Below are 18,329 nucleotides of genomic sequence, written 5' to 3'. Positions count from 1 at the left end.
GCGGCAGTCGGCGCTTATTGCTCCTTCGAGCGGATTTGCGGGCGCGCCAGCCGCCCGACGTCAGATCACCACATCCTGCGCAAGACATTATCGCGTTTGATAAATTGGTGAAAAAGCGCAGCCAGTGCGTGTAGCCCAATGACGAAGTAAAATACATTCCCTAATGTTTCGTGTACCCATTTCACGACCTTGCCGGCATCGTGATGTGGCGCCACCACGGTAAATGATCCGAGACCTGCAAGCGTCACTGGATGGCCGCCGAGGTTGATCATCAAGATTCCAAGGATGGGCTGCGTAATGATAAAAATGTAGAGCAAACTGTGCGTCGCTTTTGCAAGCACCATCAGGATCGCATTGTCGGGCTCAGGCGCTGGCGGTGTCCGATAGAAACGCCAGCCGACACGAATTAGCGACAAAATCAGCACGCTTACGCCAGCCCATAGGTGCGTGGCGGTCCAAAATATTCTTGAGTCGCTTCCTTTCGGACCACGAATTTCGATCGCTAGATAAGCCGTCGCGACTAATAAAAAAATTGCCCAATGCAAGTAAACCGCGGGACGGGAGTAACGTCGGTGATCAGCAACCGCTGTGCGCATAGTGTTATCCAAAAAATCATTTCAAAATTTTTCTGACATGGCCTGATTGGTAGGCTATGGACTTGTTGCAAACAAATAGAAGCTCCGGGTGATGTAGGCCCAGGCTTTTTCTGCTGATATGACAGCAAAGTCCGCAAAAAGTTGTTAATAAGGGCGACGATGGTCGCAAGGTGGAAAACAACAATGTTGTTTGCCCATAAAAAATGCCCACTCAGCGAATGGGCAAAATCTGGGGGATACCCAGGGACGTCTTGCTACTGCCACTAATCGGCAAAATTACAAGATAAGGTGGACCGCCGTGCCGAGCTCAAGCGACACGACTTTCGACCTTACCCGGGTATTGCTTAGAACGAGTGGCTGACACCCGTGTAAAACGCGTTTTGGTTTTGACCAGTCAAACCAGTGCCGTCGCCGGACTCAACCTGGAAGTTCGTGTTCGAACCGTTACGCACTGTACCGATGCTTGCGTACAGCAGAGTGCGTTTCGACAAACTGTAGTTGGTGCCCAGCATGAACAGGTTGGCACTGCCAACGTTTTGGTTCAGTTTTACGTGATAAGCGGCTGCGATCAAAGTCAATGCAGGGGTCAACTGGTAGTTCGCGCCGACCCAGAAATGGTTGGCTTTGTTCGGACCGGTGACAGTCTGAGGAGCCGAAAGATTTTGGTACGCGGCGTACAACTTCAATTTATCGATGTTGACCGTTCCGCCTAATGTCAGCTCTTTCGAGTTTGTAAATAAGGTTGAATATTGACCTTTGTTATCATTGGCCACGTCATACATGGCGATCAAAGAATAGTTGGATTGGACGTATGACAGCGCCAGACCGCCACTGCTGTTAGGTTTGTTGGCACCGGCAACTTCGCCGAAACCGTACGCGCCTTGTGCTGTGAAGCCGTTAAAACTTGGCGAGATGTATTGAACCTGATTGCTGGTTTGTGGCCAGTTACGACCTTTTACCAATGTCGCGGAACCTAAGTTTTGCTGACCGGTTGGATCAAGGCTCCAGACGATGTCACTTGGCAAAGTCAAATCGCGACCGATTTTGACGGTACCGAAATCACCCGACAAACCGACAAAAGAACGACGTGACCAGATTTGGGCCGGGGCACCTGGGCTGCTGCCGTTGATGGCGCCGTTACCAGCGTTAAAACCGTTTTCCAAAGTGAAGATAGCTTTCAACCCGCCGCCCAGATCTTCCGTGCCTTTGAAACCGAACATACTGGTTCCCCAGCTATTGCCGCCAGTGCCCCATTGGCCACCGCGTTGACCGTTGGAAGCGTTGTACTGGTTACTGTTGTAGTCGATACCGGCATCCACACGACCATAGATGGTGACGTTGGTTTGGGCTTGTGCTTGGCCAGCGCAAGTGGCGGCCAGAATGATTGCTGCTGCAAGTGGTTTTACCAGTGGCAGGCGGGAGCCCGCGCGCAGACTTTTCAAAACTGTTTTGCTCATTTCATCTCCTAAGTAAAAATATGGTGTGAACCACCGCTTTTCGAGTCATTTTTTGCTCGAAATTTTTTTCATCTCGTTATCGCAAAAGCTGCAATACCAGATCTGATTTGTTGAGATGATGTTAAACGGATTTGGATCTTAATTGTTTGTTTTATGTAGTTTTACTATATTTGTGTTGCAAAAAAGCTGCAGATATTAAGTGGTGTTCTGTGTACAAATGCCATAAAAGTGATCGCAGGGAGGGAAAAGGTTATCAATGAGCGGAGTTTTTGCCCATTTGTTTATGAATGATATTATTTTGTATTTTTACTACAAGTAGCTTTAGTACATTTTGATAGGAATCGCCCTCGCATTTCGGGAATGAACGTGGGCTTTCAGTTGCCGATCACAAGGGGAGAGAAGAGAGTTGGAAGGTGCAACGCTGCGCAACAAGGAGGGCGCACGCATGCCAGGCGCGCGTCGCCGCATCGACACTCAAAACAGCCGGAAGAATCGCAACCATCCGACGGTTGAAGAGGATGCAGCCAGTGGATCTCGCTTTAAACCAGACGTTTTTTGCTCTCGCCCATAAAGGTGTCACAAAAGGAAGATTTATCAGTCCGGTGGAGAAGAGAGCGTTTATGCCAGCGCGCAGCCCACGGCGTACAGCGATTCCAGATACGCCCCCATTGGGTGATAAAAGTCGGTTTTGCCATGAGGGGGCTTTTCTGGACCGTAGCGCCGATTGTCGCGCCGCAAAATCCGGTACCAGCCACCGCGCTGCTGATCGATCAAATGGGCAGCGCTGTATTGCCAGAGCTTGTTATACCAATCCCAATATTCCTGATTGCCAGTGCGTTGGGCCAGTAATGCTGCCGTCGCCAGCGATTCTGCCTGTACCCAAAAGTATTTATCATCATCGCAGGCGCTTCCATCCGGGGCCAGACCATACATCAGGCCACCATATTGCGCGTCCCAGGCGAGCGGCATCGTCACATCGAACAACGCTTGCGCGCGGTCCAGGAGCCAATCGCTGTTGTGTTGCAGATGTTCGCTATGACGATCTAGCAATAACAACAACTTGGACCACTCGGTCATATGGCCTGGTTGATAGCCCCAAGGTCTGAACATATTACTGCTGTCGTGGCGGTTGTACTCCCAATCCACACTCCAGTCGGCATGGTAATGCTCCCAGATCCAGCCGTCGCCGAGTGCCGCCTGACGTTGAGTCATATTGTGGGCTAAACGCTCCGCCCGATGGAGGTAGTGTGGCTCGTTCGTTGCCTCGAAAGCTGCAATCAACGCTTCACAGGTATGCATATTGGCGTTCTGCCCACGATAGGAGGACACCACTCCGTCTGGCGTGGCTTCATCGGCATATAAGCCATCGGCCTCCGACCAGAACAATCGCTCCATCAGCGCAAAGGTTGTGCGCACGCCATTTGCGGCTTCTGTAATACCAATTCGTAATGCGTGAGCGTGGGCTAGCAGGACGAACGCCAGGCCATAACAATGTTGGGTGCGGTCGGTGGGAACACCATTTTCCAGCACCCAGGCATAGCCGCCATATTCCGGTTGTTTATGCTTTTCTTCGAGGAAATGCAATCCATGACGCGCAGCCTCCCGATATTCTTCTTTTCCATCCAAACGATATGCCAGGGCATAACAGAACACCATGCGCGCGCTGTTCACCAGGTGACGGCTCGATGCATCGTAAACACTACCGTCGTCATTGAAGTAATGGAAAAAGCCACCTGTCGGATCGATTGCACGAGGGTGAAAAAAAGCGATGTCGCGGCGCATTTGTTCATGCAAAAACGTCGGATTTTTGAAGTCAGTGAGTCGCGTCGTCATTTTTGATGTGTCGTTTCGTTTGATTTTTTTTGTATTTGGATAGTTGCCGCATGCTTTATGCAGGATCGAATCAGCTCAGCTCAGCTCAGCTCAGCTTTATTTTCTCCCGACTTATTTCCATATCGCCATTGCGTGCGCTCGTTATGAGGAATAAATCAACGAATGAAAGAGTCAAATTGCATATCAAATTGCTGCAAGGCTTTTTGTGCATTTTGCATTTTCTTTCGAAATTCCGGCCCTCGCTTCAAAGCCAGTCCCACTGCCAGAATATCAATCACCACGAGATGGGCCAGCCGCGCCGAAATTGGCGTATAGGGGTCGGTATTAAAACTTAGATCAATTGGCACTAATACCGTGGCCAGCTCAGCCAGTGGGGTTCCGCTAGGTCCCAGGACGATAATGGAGGCACCGCTTTTTTTTGCCAGATGCACACTTCTCAGTAACGCCGCGTTTCCACCGCGTTGTGAGATCGCGACCACGGTATCGCCCGGCTGTAACAACGAAGCGGCAATGCTGTGAATGTGCGGATCGGAGTACGCGACCGTGGGGACCCCGGAGCGAAAAAATTTGTGCTGCGCATCTGCCGCAACAATTCCGGAAGTACCCTGGCCGTAGAACTCAATCTTGTTCGATTTCAGCAAGACATCCAGTGCACGCTGAATAGCGTCCGGGCTGAGGTGATTGCGTAAATCGAGCAGCGTGTTAATGGAGCGGCTGCAAATCTTGTTGACCAGGTCGACGGCGATGTCATCGGGTGCTAGCATTTCATTTGCACCGGGCATGGCAACAGCCAGACTTTGCGCCAGTTTCAGTTTGAAATCATGCCAGCCTTCATATCCCACAGCGCGGCAAAAACGCACCACCGTGGGTTCTGACACCAACGCGTTTTTAGCCAGCGCTGTGATATTTTCGGACAATGCCAGTTGCGGATTGTCGAGAATGGTCAGCGCGACTTTTCTTTCAGACTTTGATAGCAAATCCATTTGCGTACGAATCGCATCGAGTAGCATTGCCACGGCGCGTCCTATACTTCCGGCAGTGCTTCTTCGCGCCACTGCAAGCCGTCGCGCCCGATCAAGGCGCTGGCGGCCGCTGGGCCCCACGTCCCTGCGCTATACGGAATCGGTTCGTTCTCTTCCTGTTCCCAATAGTCAAGAATCGGTTCTACCCATTCCCAGGCGGCTTCGAGCTCGTCGCTCCGCATGAATAATGTCAATTGGCCACGCAGCACATCAAGCAGCAGCCGTTCGTACGCTTCCATGCGCGGTGCCTTAAAGCTTTCGCGGAAATTAAGCTCAAGTTCAACCGGCTTCAGACGCATGCCGTCGCCCGGGGTTTTTGCCATCAGATTCAGATGCAAGCCTTCATCCGGTTGTAATCTGATGACGAGGCAATTGGATTCAAAACTGCTGTTGGGCTGCGTAAAAATTGAATGGGGAATTTTCTTGAAGCGAATAACAATTTCTGCCAGCGAATCGGCCATCCGTTTGCCTGTGCGCAGATAAAAGGGCACACCTGCCCAGCGCCAGGTATCGACCTCGGTTTTGATCGCAACAAAGGTTTCGGTGCGTGAATGCGGATCGGCATCCTGCTCTTTGCGGTAACCGGGCACCGCAATCCCGTTCACATGCCCCGCACGATATTGGCCACGCACGACATTTTGCGCGAGGCTGACAGGGGTAAAGCGTTTTAACGAACGCAGGACTTTGAGTTTTTCATCACGTACTGCATCGGACGTGATTGACACCGGCGGTTCCATCGCAACGATGCATAACAATTGCAGCAGATGGTTTTGCAGCATGTCACGTAACGCACCAGAGCTTTCGTAGTAGCCCATTCGATTGCCTACGCCGAGTTCTTCGGCGATGGTGATCTGCACGTCGGAAATCCATTCGCGGCGCCATAACGGCTCGAACAGAACGTTACCAAAGCGGAGCGCCAATAGGTTTTGAACCGTTTCTTTGCCCAGATAATGGTCGATTCGGAAAATTTGCGATTCGGAAAATATCTTGCCTACCTCTGCGTTAATCTGTTTAGCGCTGGCCAGGTCGCGGCCGAGGGGTTTTTCCAGTACGACGCGCGAGTTTGGCGTTGCCAGGCCGGAAGTCGATAGATTGCGACATATCTTGGAAAACAGGGCTGGAGGAGTCGCCAGATAAAAAACATTAGTGATGCTCGGATCGGGCCGCATCGCCGCCACGAGCGCTTTATACGATTTCGCATCGGTTGCGTCCATTGCGACATATTGAATGCGTTTGCAAAAGCGTTCCCATATGACTGGATCGAACGTGGCCATCGAAATATGCAGCCGAGCCTCTTTATCGAGTTGCTGAAGGAAACTTTCGTTCAGCAATTCATGTCGCCCGATGCAAAGAATGCGCGCATGTGGCGGCAGGTCGTTCGCGCGATCGCGTGAGTACATCGCCGGTAACAATTTACGCATCGACAGATCGCCGGTGCCGCCAAAGATTGCCAGATCAAATTCTGCTAGAGCCATGATGTTTGATTATCCGTTTACTTTAAAAAGTCTGCATTGATGCGAGCGACATTTATTACCGTTATTACCGTTGTTACCGTTGTTACCGTTGTTTATTGCGCGTGTTTACTATGCCAAGCCTGCTCGTCGTGCTCTATATGCCGCGCCTGAAAACGAATACGCTTCAGGCGCGTTGTGATAACCATTTGCGTTCTACCTGGCGGAGAGAGCGGCACGCGCACGTCCAATTAAACCATTGGTTGAACTATCGTGCTTGCCGACCGCCGGTGCGGCCGCTGGAGTGCCTGTCACCGGTGCGCCGGCCGCCGGAGTGCCGGCCACCGGATCGCCGGCCGCCGGATCGCCGGTCGCCGGATCGCCGGCCGCCGCAGTGCCATTCAACTCATCCAAAATATGGGTCGCCATAACTTTGCCAAGCTCCACACCCCATTGGTCAAAGCTATTGATGCCCCAGATGGCGCCTTGAACAAATACTTTGTGCTCGTAAAGAGCAATCAATGCTCCGAGCGATGTTGGCGTTAGCTGGTCCAGTAATATGGTATTGCTTGGGCGATTGCCGGGGAAGGTCCGATGCGGTAACAATGCGCTGATTTCAGATTCAGGCATTCCTTTGCTCTGCATTTCAACCCTTACTTCATCGGCTGTTTTGCCGCGCATAAAGGCTTCAGATTGCGCGAAACAATTGGCTAAAAGTGCCGCCTGATGGCCGGGCAGGTGATGACTAGGCTTCAACGCAGCGATGAAATCAACTGGCGTAATGTCCGTGCCTTGATGTAATAACTGAAAGTAGGCGTGCTGGCCGTTGGTGCCGACGTTTCCCCAAATAACCGGGCAAGTCTTGATTTCCAGTGGGCTGCCATCCAGCGCAACGCGCTTGCCGTTACTTTCCATTTCCAACTGTTGCAAATACGATGGAAAATTTCCGAGGTCCTGATGATATGGCGCTATCGATAGCGAGCCAGTGCCGCAGAAATTACGCTGCCAGATACCGACCAGCGCCAGAATTACCGGCATATTCTGCTCAAGTGGCGCCTCACGGAAATGCGTATCCATCGCATGGGCGCCTGCAAGGAATTCGCTGAAATGCTCATAGCCCACCGCCAGTGCAACCGAAAGTCCAATCGATGACCATACGGAATAGCGCCCACCGACCCAATCCCAGAACGGAAACATGTTTTGTGGATCAATGCCGAAGGCTTTGACTCCTTCGGTGTTGGTAGAGACGGCGACAAAATGATGCGCGAGATCGCTTTCCTGCGCCCCGTCCGCACGGGACAAAAACCAGCTGCGCGCGCTATGCGCGTTCATCATGGTTTCCATCGTTGTAAAAGTTTTGGATGCAATAACGAACAGGGTACTGGCCGGATCGATCTGCGATAAAACAGCGTCGATATCATGACCATCCACGTTGGACACAAAATGCATATTCAGGCGTGCATGTTGAAAGGGGCGAAGCGCCTGACAAACCATTTTTGGTCCAAGGTCAGAGCCGCCGATACCGATATTGACGATGTCGGTAATGGGTTTGCCATTGTAGCCGCGCCATTTTTCGGAGCGAACTGCCTCGGTGAAAGCGGCCATTTGGTTGAGTACGGCGTGAACATCGGCGTCGACTTGCTGTCCGTCGATGACGAGCGCGCCATTGCTTGCGCTTGGCGGCCAGGGCCTCCGCAGCGCTGTGTGTAAAACTGCGCGATGTTCGGTTGTGTTGATTTTTTCACCAGTAAACATTGCATCGCGCCGTGACGCAATGTTTCGCTCACGCGCAAGATCGAATAGTAAAGACAGGGTTTCGCTGGTGAGCGTATTCTTGGCATAATCCAGAAACAGGCCAGCAGCCGTGAGGGAGAATTTATCGAACCGTTCACCGTCGGCATCGAACAGATCGCGTAGCGCGGTATTTTTCGTTGCCGCGTAATGCGCTTGTAGCGCGAGGTAGGACGCCGCATCGGGCTTCAGGCTGGAAATATCGTGCGCAGTTTCGGTATTAGTAGGCATATCCGGGCTTTCGTGACAGCTTGAATTACGTATGACTATACAACATTTTTTGGTAATTTCACTACAGTTTATTTTCTCCATCTAAGCGTCACAGGCATTTTTCATGAAGACAGATTCGATATTGCCCGACGCCTCAGGTGTATGGGAGAGTTGTTTAGTAGCGTAAAATATCTATAATGTGCGTAAAGTCAACGAAAATTAGCTATGTGAGTGAGAGGAAATTTAATTTTTGGGCAACCAAAGAGATGAAAATAGTCAGATAGAAAAGGCGGGTAAAAAGTAAATGTAGTAAAATTACGATTTGAATATTGCAAGCTTGCTGATTACTTTGCATCGCAAGCCTGTTTAGCTTACTTTTCGAGGATTAAAACATGTCCGTTCTAGCCAGTGTTGCCAAAGTAACCGAGCGAATTATTGCGCGCAGTCAACCTTATCGTAGTGCTTACATGGAACGTTTAGAGATAGCGCGTCGGCAAGATGTGCAGCGTGGAGCGTTATCTTGCACTAATCTGGCACACGGGTTTGCCGCTTTCCCAGTGAACGATAAGTTACGACTAAAACAGGATAAAGATCCTTCTGTTGCGATTATTTCTTCATACAACGATATGTTGTCGGCCCATCAACCGTTCGAAAACTTTCCTAAAATCATCAAGGACGCTGTACGTGCCGCTGGCGGGGTCGCGCAATTTGCAGGTGGCACGCCTGCCATGTGTGACGGTGTTACGCAAGGACAGCCTGGCATGGAGCTGTCATTGTTTTCTCGCGATGCAATTGCCATGTCAACAGCGATTGCCCTGTCACATAATATGTTCGACGCCGCGTTGTATCTGGGCATCTGCGACAAGATTGTGCCGGGCTTGTTAATTGGCGCATTACATTTTGGACATCTACCTGCGATTTTTGTTCCGGGCGGTCCGATGACTTCTGGCATGTCGAACAAAGACAAGGTAAAAATTCGGCAGTTGTATGCAGAAGGAAAAGTTGACCGGGCGGCACTTCTGGAGGCGGAATCGCAGTCCTATCATAGCGCTGGTACTTGTACCTTCTACGGCACCGCCAATAGTAATCAAATGTTGATGGAAGCGCTTGGATTGCATCTTCCCGGCTCTGCTTTCATCACGCCTAATACGCCGTTACGCGATGCCCTGACCGCCGAAGCCGGGCGTCAGGCGCTAAAAATTACCGATCATAGTGGCAACTATCGTCCGGTCGGCCATGTTGTCAGCGAAAAGAGTATCGTGAATGCCATCGTGACGTTGTTAGCGACCGGCGGATCGACCAATCACACAATACATCTGGTGGCGATTGCCAAGGCTGCGGGGATTGTTATCGACTGGGACGATTTTGATGCCTTGTCCGCCGTGGTCCCTCTGGTGACGCGCATTTATCCGAACGGCGACGCCGATGTAAATCATTTTCATGCCGCTGGTGGCACTGGCTTTGTAATCCGTGAGTTGCTCGATGCGGGGTTGATGCATGAAGATGTCATGACGATTTTCGGGGACAGTCTGCGCGCGCATTGCGCCGAGCCATTTCTTGAAGGCAACGCAGTGGTATTCAAACCGGCTCCGGAAAAAAGTGGCGACGACTCGGTGTTGCGGCCTGCCACTACACCGTTTGCGGCCGACGGTGGTTTACGGTTGCTGACGGGTAACCTGGGTCGGGCAGTCATTAAAATTTCAGCAGTCAAGAAAGAGCATTGGATAGTTGAAGCGCCGGCGATTGTATTTAATTCACAGGAAGCCTTTATGCAGGCCTTCCGTGCGGGAGAATTGGACTGCGATTTTGTTGCGGTGTTAAGCTTCCAGGGACCGCGCGCCAACGGTATGCCGGAACTGCACGCATTGACGCCAGCGCTGGGCCTTTTGCAAGACAAAGGGCGCCATGTAGCTTTGGTGACAGATGGTCGCATGTCGGGCGCATCGGGTAAGGTGCCGGCCGCAATCCACGTAACCCCGGAAGTCTCGTCCGGTGGACCGTTGGCGCTGGTGCGTACGGGCGACATGATCAAAATGGATGCGGAGCACGGAACACTTGAGGCAATTGTGCCAGCGGCAGAGTGGGCGCAGCGCCAGTTGCAACTGGTTAATCTGGACGCTAATCAAGTTGGTATGGGGCGCGAGTTGTTTGCCATGTTTCGCAATACGGTGAGTGCGGCGGAAGATGGCGCAACCTGTTTCGATTTGCCTCCTGCGCGAATTGTCGAAGGCGATTGCCAGCTAGGCTGACGTCTTGCCAATCGGCCAGCAAAAAATGGGTAGTTTTTGACGAACATAAGAAAGCAACGATATGACCTCTTCTAAATATTTGTATGACAACGAAGTGCTGGACATCATGCGTACTTCTGCGGTGATTCCAGTGATTGCAATTGACGACATAGCGCATGCTGTCCCTCTTGCCAGGGCTTTGGTTGCCGGTGGTATCCGGGTGCTGGAAGTGACGCTGCGTACTGTTCATGGCTTGGCGGCTATCCGGGCCATGGCAGAGGTGCCGGGGGCAATTGTGGGGGTCGGTACGCTCACCCAGCCGGAAGAGTTTGCCGCTGCGCGTGACGCTGGTGCGGTCTTCGGCGTATCTCCGGGACTGACCTCTGCACTGATCGCAGCTGCGAAATCGAGCGGCTTGCCGCTGTTGCCCGGCGTGATGACGCCATCAGAAGTGATGGCTGCGCGTGAAGCCGGCTTTCGTCAGTTAAAGTTATTTCCTGCGGTGCCAGCGGGCGGGGTGGGGATGCTGAACGCCATTGCCGGACCTTTAGGCGACGTGATGTTCTGTCCGACCGGCGGTATATCACAACAGACCGCAGCGCAATTCCTGGCATGCAAGAACGTTGCGTGCGTCGGCGGATCGTGGTTGACGCCGAAAGATGCATTGGAATCCGGTGACTGGGCGCGCATCACTGCGTTAGCGCTGGCCGCCAGTCAATTGCGTGGGGCATAACATAGCAAAAGAAGTAAGGGCAATTGGTCCCCATTACCGATAAGTGGGTCTGCGGTTTTGTTTTTCGTGATCGCAGACTGACTTAGAGTATTAAATATCGCATTGATATAAATTCGTATATCTGTTGATCTCCGCTTTTCTGCTTCGTTCTTCTTCTGTTTTCCGAATTTCGCTCTAAAAAAGCGTCTTTTAGCCATCGATAGACATTCCGGTTATAGCTTTTAAGAAAGCCATTACTAGACTTCATCAAGAAAATTCATTACACTAGTGCCTCTTTGAAACATTATGCCACCCCAAAATGGCGTAGTTTAGCTTCATAACCTGCATCAGCGGGTTGTCCAATGCTCTGACAAAGGTCAGAGTTTCATCATACGGCGGGTTTTTCCCGCATTCAGTTTGCCGCCCCAATGCGGCAGTCGACCCATTCTGAACAATCCTTTCGGGATACGGAATGGGATAAATAAAATTGACAGCTTTGTTTGTCATGCTCGTGCGTCATTGCCTGCCCGGATAACTATCTGCGCCAAGCTGCGCGCGGCAGAAATGGAGTAAAACATGACGAATCGCTATCGTAATGCCATCGTCGGCGCTGCCATCACCTTAGTGGCCGTGGCGGGTATTGGCTGGACGGTCGGTGCCGACGCTATAGAGCGTTATCAAGGTGATCTGATCTATTACACAATGCGGCATATGCAACTGGTCGGCTGGTCAATGTTATTGGCTCTCGCGACCGGTCTACCCGCAGGAATTCTGCTAAGTCGCCCGATGTGCGCGCGTCATGCAGAAAAACTCATGCAGATTTTCAATATAGGGAACACCATTCCCTCCATCGCCGTCCTTGCGTTGGCGCTGGCATTTTTCGGTATCGGCGACAAGCCCTCGATTATTGCCCTGTGGTTAGCATCGTTATTGCCGATCGTGCGTAATACTTACGAAGGACTTAAGCAAGTCCCGCCATCGTTACGCGATGCGGCCAAAGGGGTAGGCATGAAACCCTATCAAATACTCTTTCGGGTCGAATTACCAAACGCCATTCCAATTATTGTCGGTGGAATCCGTACCGCACTAGCAATTAATGTCGGCACAGCGCCATTGTCAATTCTGATCGGGGGCGAAAGTCTGGGCAGTATTATTTTCCCGGGTATTTACCTGAACAATGCCGATCAGCTATTGCTCGGCGCCACCGCCACCGCAGTGCTGGCCCTGATACTGGACGCGATCGTGTCCATTGGCAGCAACGCTTATCTCAACAAACGCGGTTTATTGCGGTAATCCCGTTTCGACATTGCAGACATGCACCGCAGGAAGATAGTGCGGTTGGTCGGCATCTTTTAAGAAGGAGAAAAATATGAAATTTTTACGCATAAAGCATCTGTTGACGCTGACATTCGGCATATTCGGTCTGGTAATGGCAACGTCAACGTTTGCTACGAATCTGGTAGTTGGCGGCAAAAACTTTACTGAACAATTGATTTTATCGTCAATGACGCAGCAGTACTTGCAATCTAAAGGATACAGCGTTGACCTGAAAAATGGCTTGGGCACCACCATCATGCGTCAGGCGATTGAAAGCGGACAGCTAGATATCGTTTGGGAATATACCGGCAGTTCGTTAATTGTTTTTAATAAAGTTACCGAGAAGCTGAACGATGAGCAGTCGTATGAACGCGTCAAGGAATTAGACGGCGCCAAAGGCCTGATCTGGCTCAAAACCTCTAAATTAAATAACACTTACGCGCTCGCGGTGCCTGCCAAACGCGCAGAAGAAGAGGGATTAAAAACGATTGAAGATCTCGCTAACAGAATTGCGGCGGACCGCAAGCGCGATCCAGATAGCAAACATTTGTTTGGGGTCGATTTTGAATTCGCTTCGCGTTCGGATGGTTTAGGTCCGATGTCAGAGCTGTACAACATGCAATTTGACCGGAGTGAAGTCAAGCAGATGGATCCCGGTCTGGTGTACACCGCATTGCGAAACGATCAGTTATATGTCGGTCTGACGTATTCCTCCGATGGTCGCATTGGCGGGTTCAATTTAAAGTTACTGGAAGACAACAAGGGATTTTTCCCGTTCTATACCGCCGCGCCGATGGTGCGCAAAGAAATTCTCGATGCTAATCCGAAACTGGAAGAGCAATTAAACGCGCTGTCGGCCACCATCGACACTCAAAAGATGGCTGCGATGAACAAGCAGGTTGATATCGATCAACAACCGATTGCTCAGGTTGCTGCCGATTTTTTACGCGCTGAAGGTTTGATGTGAGGGACCCACAATGAGTTTATTTAACTATCTGTCTGGCGCGTGGCCTGAGATTTTACATCTCACCTTGCAGCATCTGATGTTGGTCAGTATTGCCGTTGGTCTGGCAATTCTGGTCGGGGTGCCGCTCGGTGTTGTGATGATTCGTCACCGCGGATTGGCTAGCCCTATGTTGGGTCTGGCAACCGTAATATTGACGTTGCCATCGATCGCTTTATTTGGATTGATGATCCCATTGTTCTCCCATTTCGGCCAGGGCTTGGGGCCGCTACCTGCTATCACCGCAGTATTTTTGTATTCGCTATTACCGATTATGCGCAATACGTATCTGGCGCTCGATGGTATTGAGGAGGGCGTCAAGGAAGCTGGTATCGGCATCGGTATGACGTTCTGGCAGCGTTTGCGTTTGGTGGATTTACCTTTAGCAATCCCTGTCATCTTAGGCGGGGTGCGCTCTGCCGTTGTCATGAATATAGGCGTGATGGCTGTCGCCGCCGTCATTGGAGCGGGTGGTTTGGGGGTGTTGATATTGCACGCTATTAGCCAAAGTAACATGCAAAAACTGGTGGTCGGTGCGGTATTGATCAGCGTCCTGGCAATTGTCGCCGACGCTTTGCTGCAATGGCTTCAACGTGTACTAACACCGAAAGGAATGCAGAAATAATGATTGAACTCGACAAACTAAGTAAAGTCTTCACACAAAAAGATGGCGTCAAAGTAAAAGCCGTAGATGAGGTCAGCCTCACCGTCGCTGAGGGTGAAATTTGCGTATTTCTTGGTCCTTCCGGTTGCGGGAAAAGTACCACGTTAAAAATGATCAATCGTCTGATCGTACCGACCTCAGGTCGCGTTTTGCTCAATGGTGAGGAAACCACCGATATCGATGAAGTCACATTGCGTCGTCACATCGGCTATGTCATTCAGCAGATCGGTCTGTTTCCTAATATGACGATTGAAGAAAACATTACCGTCGTCCCGCGTCTATTGGGCTGGGATAAAAAGCGCTGTCGTGAACGTGCCACCGAATTAATGGCGATGGTGGCGCTTGATCCGAAGTTATATTTAAAGCGCTATCCACGCGAATTATCGGGCGGACAACAACAGCGTATCGGCGTGATCCGGGCTTTGGCTGCAGATCCTCCGGTATTGCTCATGGATGAGCCGTTCGGTGCAGTCGATCCGATTAATCGCGAATCAATTCAAAATGAATTTTTTCAAATGCAGCGACAATTGAACAAGACGGTCATTATGGTGAGTCATGACATCGACGAAGCGATCAAGCTAGGCGACAAAATTGCGATTTTCCGTGCAGGCAAGCTGGTGCAGATTGATCATCCCGATACATTACTGGCTCGCCCGAAAGATGAGTTCGTAGGTTCCTTTGTGGGCCAGGACGCTACGTTAAAGCGCCTGCTATTAGTGCGCGCAGGAGATGCGGCCACGACTTCGGCGACAGTGCGGGATGACTCTACGTTGGCCAACGCTTATGGATTAATGGATGAAAACGATTATCGCTACGTCACCGTTACCGACGTGGACAACCACGCCATGGGCTTCGTCTCGCGGCGTGATGCGCGTGGTGCACAGGGCGCTTGCTCGGATAAATTGAAGCCATTTCCTGTTAGCGCAACGCCTGATGAAAATCTTCGCGTGGTGCTTTCCAAAATGTATAAGCACAGTACCAGTTGGATGCCCGTGATTGATCAGGATAGTAGTTATTTGGGCGAAGTGACGCAGGATTCGATAGCGGATTACCTCAGTTCTGGGCGAACTCGGGTTAAATAGGAGGGTATATTAGGGGTGTTGTTTAATGCGGCGGTGATGGGGCGGTCCACAATCGTTGTAACTTTTATCGACGATGATCGAAGCTGTCAAAGCCGTCGAAGTTGTCGTCGCAGTGACCCCCAAATTACCCCGCCATGGCTCTGTGCAGGAAGACCCGAACTAAGTCAGGCGCCCATGAAAAAACGGCCATCGAACTAAATCGATGGCCGTTTTTTTTTCGTCCGGCTTAACAATCAGTGAAACCGATTGCCCAACTAATCAATTGGAAATCTCAAATTAACGATCACCAAACGAGCGACGTGTGCTGCTGTCATTTGTGCGATTACCTTTGTAACCACCGCCAGCGCCAGCACCGGCGCCAGCACCGTCACGGCGCGGAGCACCTGGCTTGCTGAACGTGCGACCGCCTGGCTTGCTTGGAGCACTGCGATTGTCGCCTGGTTTCCAGCCACCTGGTTTGTGGTTCGAACGTGGTGCCGAAGCTGTCTTCTTTGGTTCAAAACCAACGACGACATCGACCGGGATCAATTGCTTTGTGAAGCGCTCAATGCGCTTGACGTTCATGGTTTCAGCGTGGTTCACCAACGATACTGCCACACCGTTACGGCCAGCGCGACCGGTACGGCCAATGCGGTGGACGTAATCTTCCGGGAACTTAGGAAGATCGTAGTTGAATACGTGGGTGATTGCTGGAACGTCGATACCGCGAGCGGCAACGTCGGTCGCAACCAACACGCGCACTTGACCGCGACGCAGGCTGTCCAGAGTGCGGTTACGTGCGCCCTGATGCATGTCACCATGCAATGCTGCAGCAGCGAAACCGGCGATGTTCAGACGATCAGCGATATTGTCGGCGTCGCGTTTGGTGGCAGTAAATACAACTGCTTGATCCATTGTTTCGTCGCGCAACAGATGGTCCAGCAAACGATTCTTGTGCGACAGATCGTCGACAAAGTGAACCTTTTGTTGAATGTTTTCATGTTTCGTTGCCGAACCAGCGATCTGAATGATCATTGGGTTCTTGGTGATGCGCTTTGCCATGTTACCAACAACGCCATCCAGCGTAGCCGAGAACAACATGGTTTGACGTGACTCAGGTGTAGCAGCAACGATTTTTTCGATATCGTCGATGAAACCCATGTCCAGCATACGGTCAGCTTCGTCGAGTACCAGAATTTGCAATTGCGAGAAATCGATCTTGCCGGACTCCATGTGATCGATCAGACGACCAGGTGTGGCGACCAGAATTTCTGGGTTTTTAGCCAGCAATTGCATTTGCTTTGGATAAGGCATACCGCCAAGGATTGAAATGGCTTTGATGCGTTTCATGTGTGAGCCGTACTTGTCAGTAGCGCTCGTTACTTGCAGTGCCAATTCACGGGTTGGAGTCAATACCAACATTTTTGGTTGGGCTGCTTTGAAACGTGGGCGATCACCGCGTGAACGCGATGCTTGCATTTCTTGATTTGGTGTTTTACCAGTTTGATCAACAACAGGCTCAGACGCGAATTTATGCAGAGCTGGCAGCATGAAAGCCGCAGTTTTGCCGGAACCGGTTTGCGACGATACCATCAGGTCGCGGCCTTCGATAGCGGCTGGAACAGCTTGTTCCTGAACGCTAGTTGGTTTTGTGTAGCCGGCTTCAGTCAGTGCTTGGATAACGGACGCGTGTAAGCCTAGTGATTCAAATGTCATTTATATCTTTCGTAAAGTTCAGCGTTAAACTGCAAATATCACAACGTGACAAATGCATAGAACGCAAAAAAGCAACGCCAACCAACGAAATGACTATGAAACGACAAAGAAATTTCGGCACAAAAGCTTTGCGCCGGGACGGTGTCAGTTAAACGACACACAAGGCGGGAGGGCTTTTACAATGCAATGTCTAAATTGAACCAGACATGCTTAGGCTTGCGCAGCTACTTGTTTTTGTTTTTAACGATCAGGCGTGCGTTGCTTGCTTGATCGTTGCTTGCGTCATATTGCAACGCAGCCCACGATAGTACATTAAATTTGCCCCAATTACACGGAAAATGTTGCTATCGCACATAAATAGTTCGGAAACCAACGTCTTGCATCCCAAGCTGTTAATTAACCGTATGAAAAGCAAAACGTCCGCGACTTCCGGACGTTTTGTTTGGTTATGCAAGCTAAAAATAATGGTGGGGGATTACTCTGAAATGCCGCCGACAATTTTGGAGAAGCCGCCGTCTACGTATGTAATTTCACCGGTGATGCCGCTGGCCAGATCGGATAACAAAAACGCCGACGCGTTACCGACGTCTTCCAGGGTCACATTGCGACGTAAAGGAGCGTGTTCGGCAACAAAGCCGAGGATCTTGCCAAAGCCTTTTATGCCGCTTGCTGCGAGGGTCTTTATCGGACCTGCTGAAATGCCGTTGACGCGTACGCCTTTAGGGCCGAGCGATTCAGCGAGGTAGCGGACGCTGGCTTCTAATGACGCTTTAGCCAGGCCCATGGTGTTGTAGTTAGGGACAACCCGGTCTGAGCCTAAATAGGTCAACGTCAGTAACGCTGAGTTCGGGCGCAACATCGGCAACGCTGCTTTAGCCATTGCTGGGAAGCTATACGCAGAAATGTCATGCGCAATTTTGAAACCCTCACGCGACAAACCGTCCAAAAAGTCTCCCGCAATTGCTTCTGCCGGAGCGAAGCCAATGGCGTGCACCATGCCGTCGAGTTGGTCCCAGGATTTCCCCAGATCCGCGAATAGCGCATTGATTTGCTCATCGCTGCCAACGTCGCAGTTGAATATTAGTTTACTGTCGAATTCTGCGGCAAATTTGGTGATGCGGTCCAGGAACCGATCGCCGACATAGGTGAATGCGAGTTCCGCACCTTCACGCTTGCATGCTTGTGCAATGCCATAGGCGATGGAGCGATTAGACAATACGCCGGTTATCAGGATTTTTTTTCCTTGCAGAAATGCCATGTTGACTCCA

The 18,329-nt window shown here is 51.0% G+C and carries 14 protein-coding genes; 6 read left to right on the top strand and 8 right to left on the bottom strand.

What is annotated here, in order from left to right:
- Positions 1-65: 65 nt before the first annotated feature.
- The 6 genes from JQN73_RS02860 to pgi all read right to left on the bottom strand — a co-directional run bounded on the left by JQN73_RS02860 (position 66) and on the right by pgi (position 8,381).
- Positions 66-596 carry a cytochrome b gene (locus tag JQN73_RS02860; RefSeq protein WP_205321669.1) on the bottom strand — a complete coding sequence of 177 codons (531 nt, stop codon included), beginning with the start codon at positions 594-596 and terminating at the stop codon, positions 66-68.
- A gap of 344 nt (positions 597-940) precedes the next feature.
- Positions 941-2,053, bottom strand: coding sequence for a porin (locus tag JQN73_RS02855; protein ID WP_205321668.1), 1,113 nt, complete (start codon positions 2,051-2,053; stop codon positions 941-943).
- Positions 2,054-2,671: 618 nt separating this feature from the next.
- On the bottom strand, positions 2,672-3,886 hold the full coding sequence (locus JQN73_RS02850) for an AGE family epimerase/isomerase (protein WP_205321667.1): 1,215 nt from the start codon (positions 3,884-3,886) through the stop codon (positions 2,672-2,674).
- Positions 3,887-4,041: 155 nt separating this feature from the next.
- Complete coding sequence (locus JQN73_RS02845) at positions 4,042-4,896, bottom strand: SIS domain-containing protein (RefSeq protein ID WP_205323144.1); 855 nt, start codon at positions 4,894-4,896, stop codon at positions 4,042-4,044.
- A 14-nt stretch (positions 4,897-4,910) separates the two neighbouring features.
- Positions 4,911-6,383 carry a glucose-6-phosphate dehydrogenase gene (zwf, locus tag JQN73_RS02840; protein ID WP_205321666.1) on the bottom strand — a complete coding sequence of 491 codons (1,473 nt, stop codon included), beginning with the start codon at positions 6,381-6,383 and terminating at the stop codon, positions 4,911-4,913.
- Between the two features lie 192 nt (positions 6,384-6,575).
- Positions 6,576-8,381: a glucose-6-phosphate isomerase gene (gene pgi, locus JQN73_RS02835; protein WP_205321665.1), complete on the bottom strand. Its 1,806-nt coding sequence runs from the start codon at positions 8,379-8,381 to the stop codon at positions 6,576-6,578.
- A gap of 371 nt (positions 8,382-8,752) precedes the next feature.
- Between pgi and edd the strand changes: the two genes are divergently transcribed.
- From edd to JQN73_RS02805, 6 genes are all read left to right on the top strand, one after another.
- Positions 8,753-10,609, top strand: a complete 1,857-nt coding sequence (edd, locus tag JQN73_RS02830) for a phosphogluconate dehydratase (RefSeq protein ID WP_205321664.1) — start codon at positions 8,753-8,755, stop codon at positions 10,607-10,609.
- A gap of 61 nt (positions 10,610-10,670) precedes the next feature.
- Positions 10,671-11,321: a bifunctional 4-hydroxy-2-oxoglutarate aldolase/2-dehydro-3-deoxy-phosphogluconate aldolase gene (gene eda, locus JQN73_RS02825; protein ID WP_240162405.1), complete on the top strand. Its 651-nt coding sequence runs from the start codon at positions 10,671-10,673 to the stop codon at positions 11,319-11,321.
- A gap of 555 nt (positions 11,322-11,876) precedes the next feature.
- Positions 11,877-12,593, top strand: a complete 717-nt coding sequence (locus JQN73_RS02820) for an ABC transporter permease (RefSeq protein ID WP_205321663.1) — start codon at positions 11,877-11,879, stop codon at positions 12,591-12,593.
- Positions 12,594-12,669: 76 nt separating this feature from the next.
- Entirely contained in the window at positions 12,670-13,584 is a 915-nt protein-coding gene (locus JQN73_RS02815) for a glycine betaine ABC transporter substrate-binding protein (protein WP_205321662.1), read from the top strand.
- Between the two features lie 10 nt (positions 13,585-13,594).
- Complete coding sequence (locus tag JQN73_RS02810) at positions 13,595-14,245, top strand: ABC transporter permease (protein WP_205321661.1); 651 nt, start codon at positions 13,595-13,597, stop codon at positions 14,243-14,245.
- Entirely contained in the window at positions 14,245-15,366 is a 1,122-nt protein-coding gene (locus JQN73_RS02805) for a betaine/proline/choline family ABC transporter ATP-binding protein (protein ID WP_205321660.1), read from the top strand. Before JQN73_RS02810 ends, JQN73_RS02805 begins: the two co-directional genes overlap by 1 nt.
- A 276-nt stretch (positions 15,367-15,642) precedes the next feature.
- Here the strand turns inward: JQN73_RS02805 and JQN73_RS02800 are convergent, their stop codons facing one another.
- Both JQN73_RS02800 and fabI read right to left on the bottom strand, forming a co-directional pair.
- The gene (locus JQN73_RS02800) at positions 15,643-17,061 is read right to left on the bottom strand and encodes a DEAD/DEAH box helicase (protein WP_205321659.1); all 1,419 of its coding nucleotides are present in this window, start codon (positions 17,059-17,061) and stop codon (positions 15,643-15,645) included.
- Between the two features lie 475 nt (positions 17,062-17,536).
- On the bottom strand, positions 17,537-18,319 hold the full coding sequence (gene fabI / locus JQN73_RS02795; protein ID WP_205321657.1) for an enoyl-ACP reductase FabI: 783 nt from the start codon (positions 18,317-18,319) through the stop codon (positions 17,537-17,539).
- Positions 18,320-18,329: the final 10 nt, after the last annotated feature.

Origin of the sequence: Glaciimonas sp. PAMC28666, assembly GCF_016917355.1 — a bacterium.
GTDB lineage: Bacteria > Pseudomonadota > Gammaproteobacteria > Burkholderiales > Burkholderiaceae_D > Glaciimonas.
The sequence above is the reverse complement of the archived record's forward strand: the minus strand, read 5'-3'. Positions and strand labels throughout refer to the sequence as shown.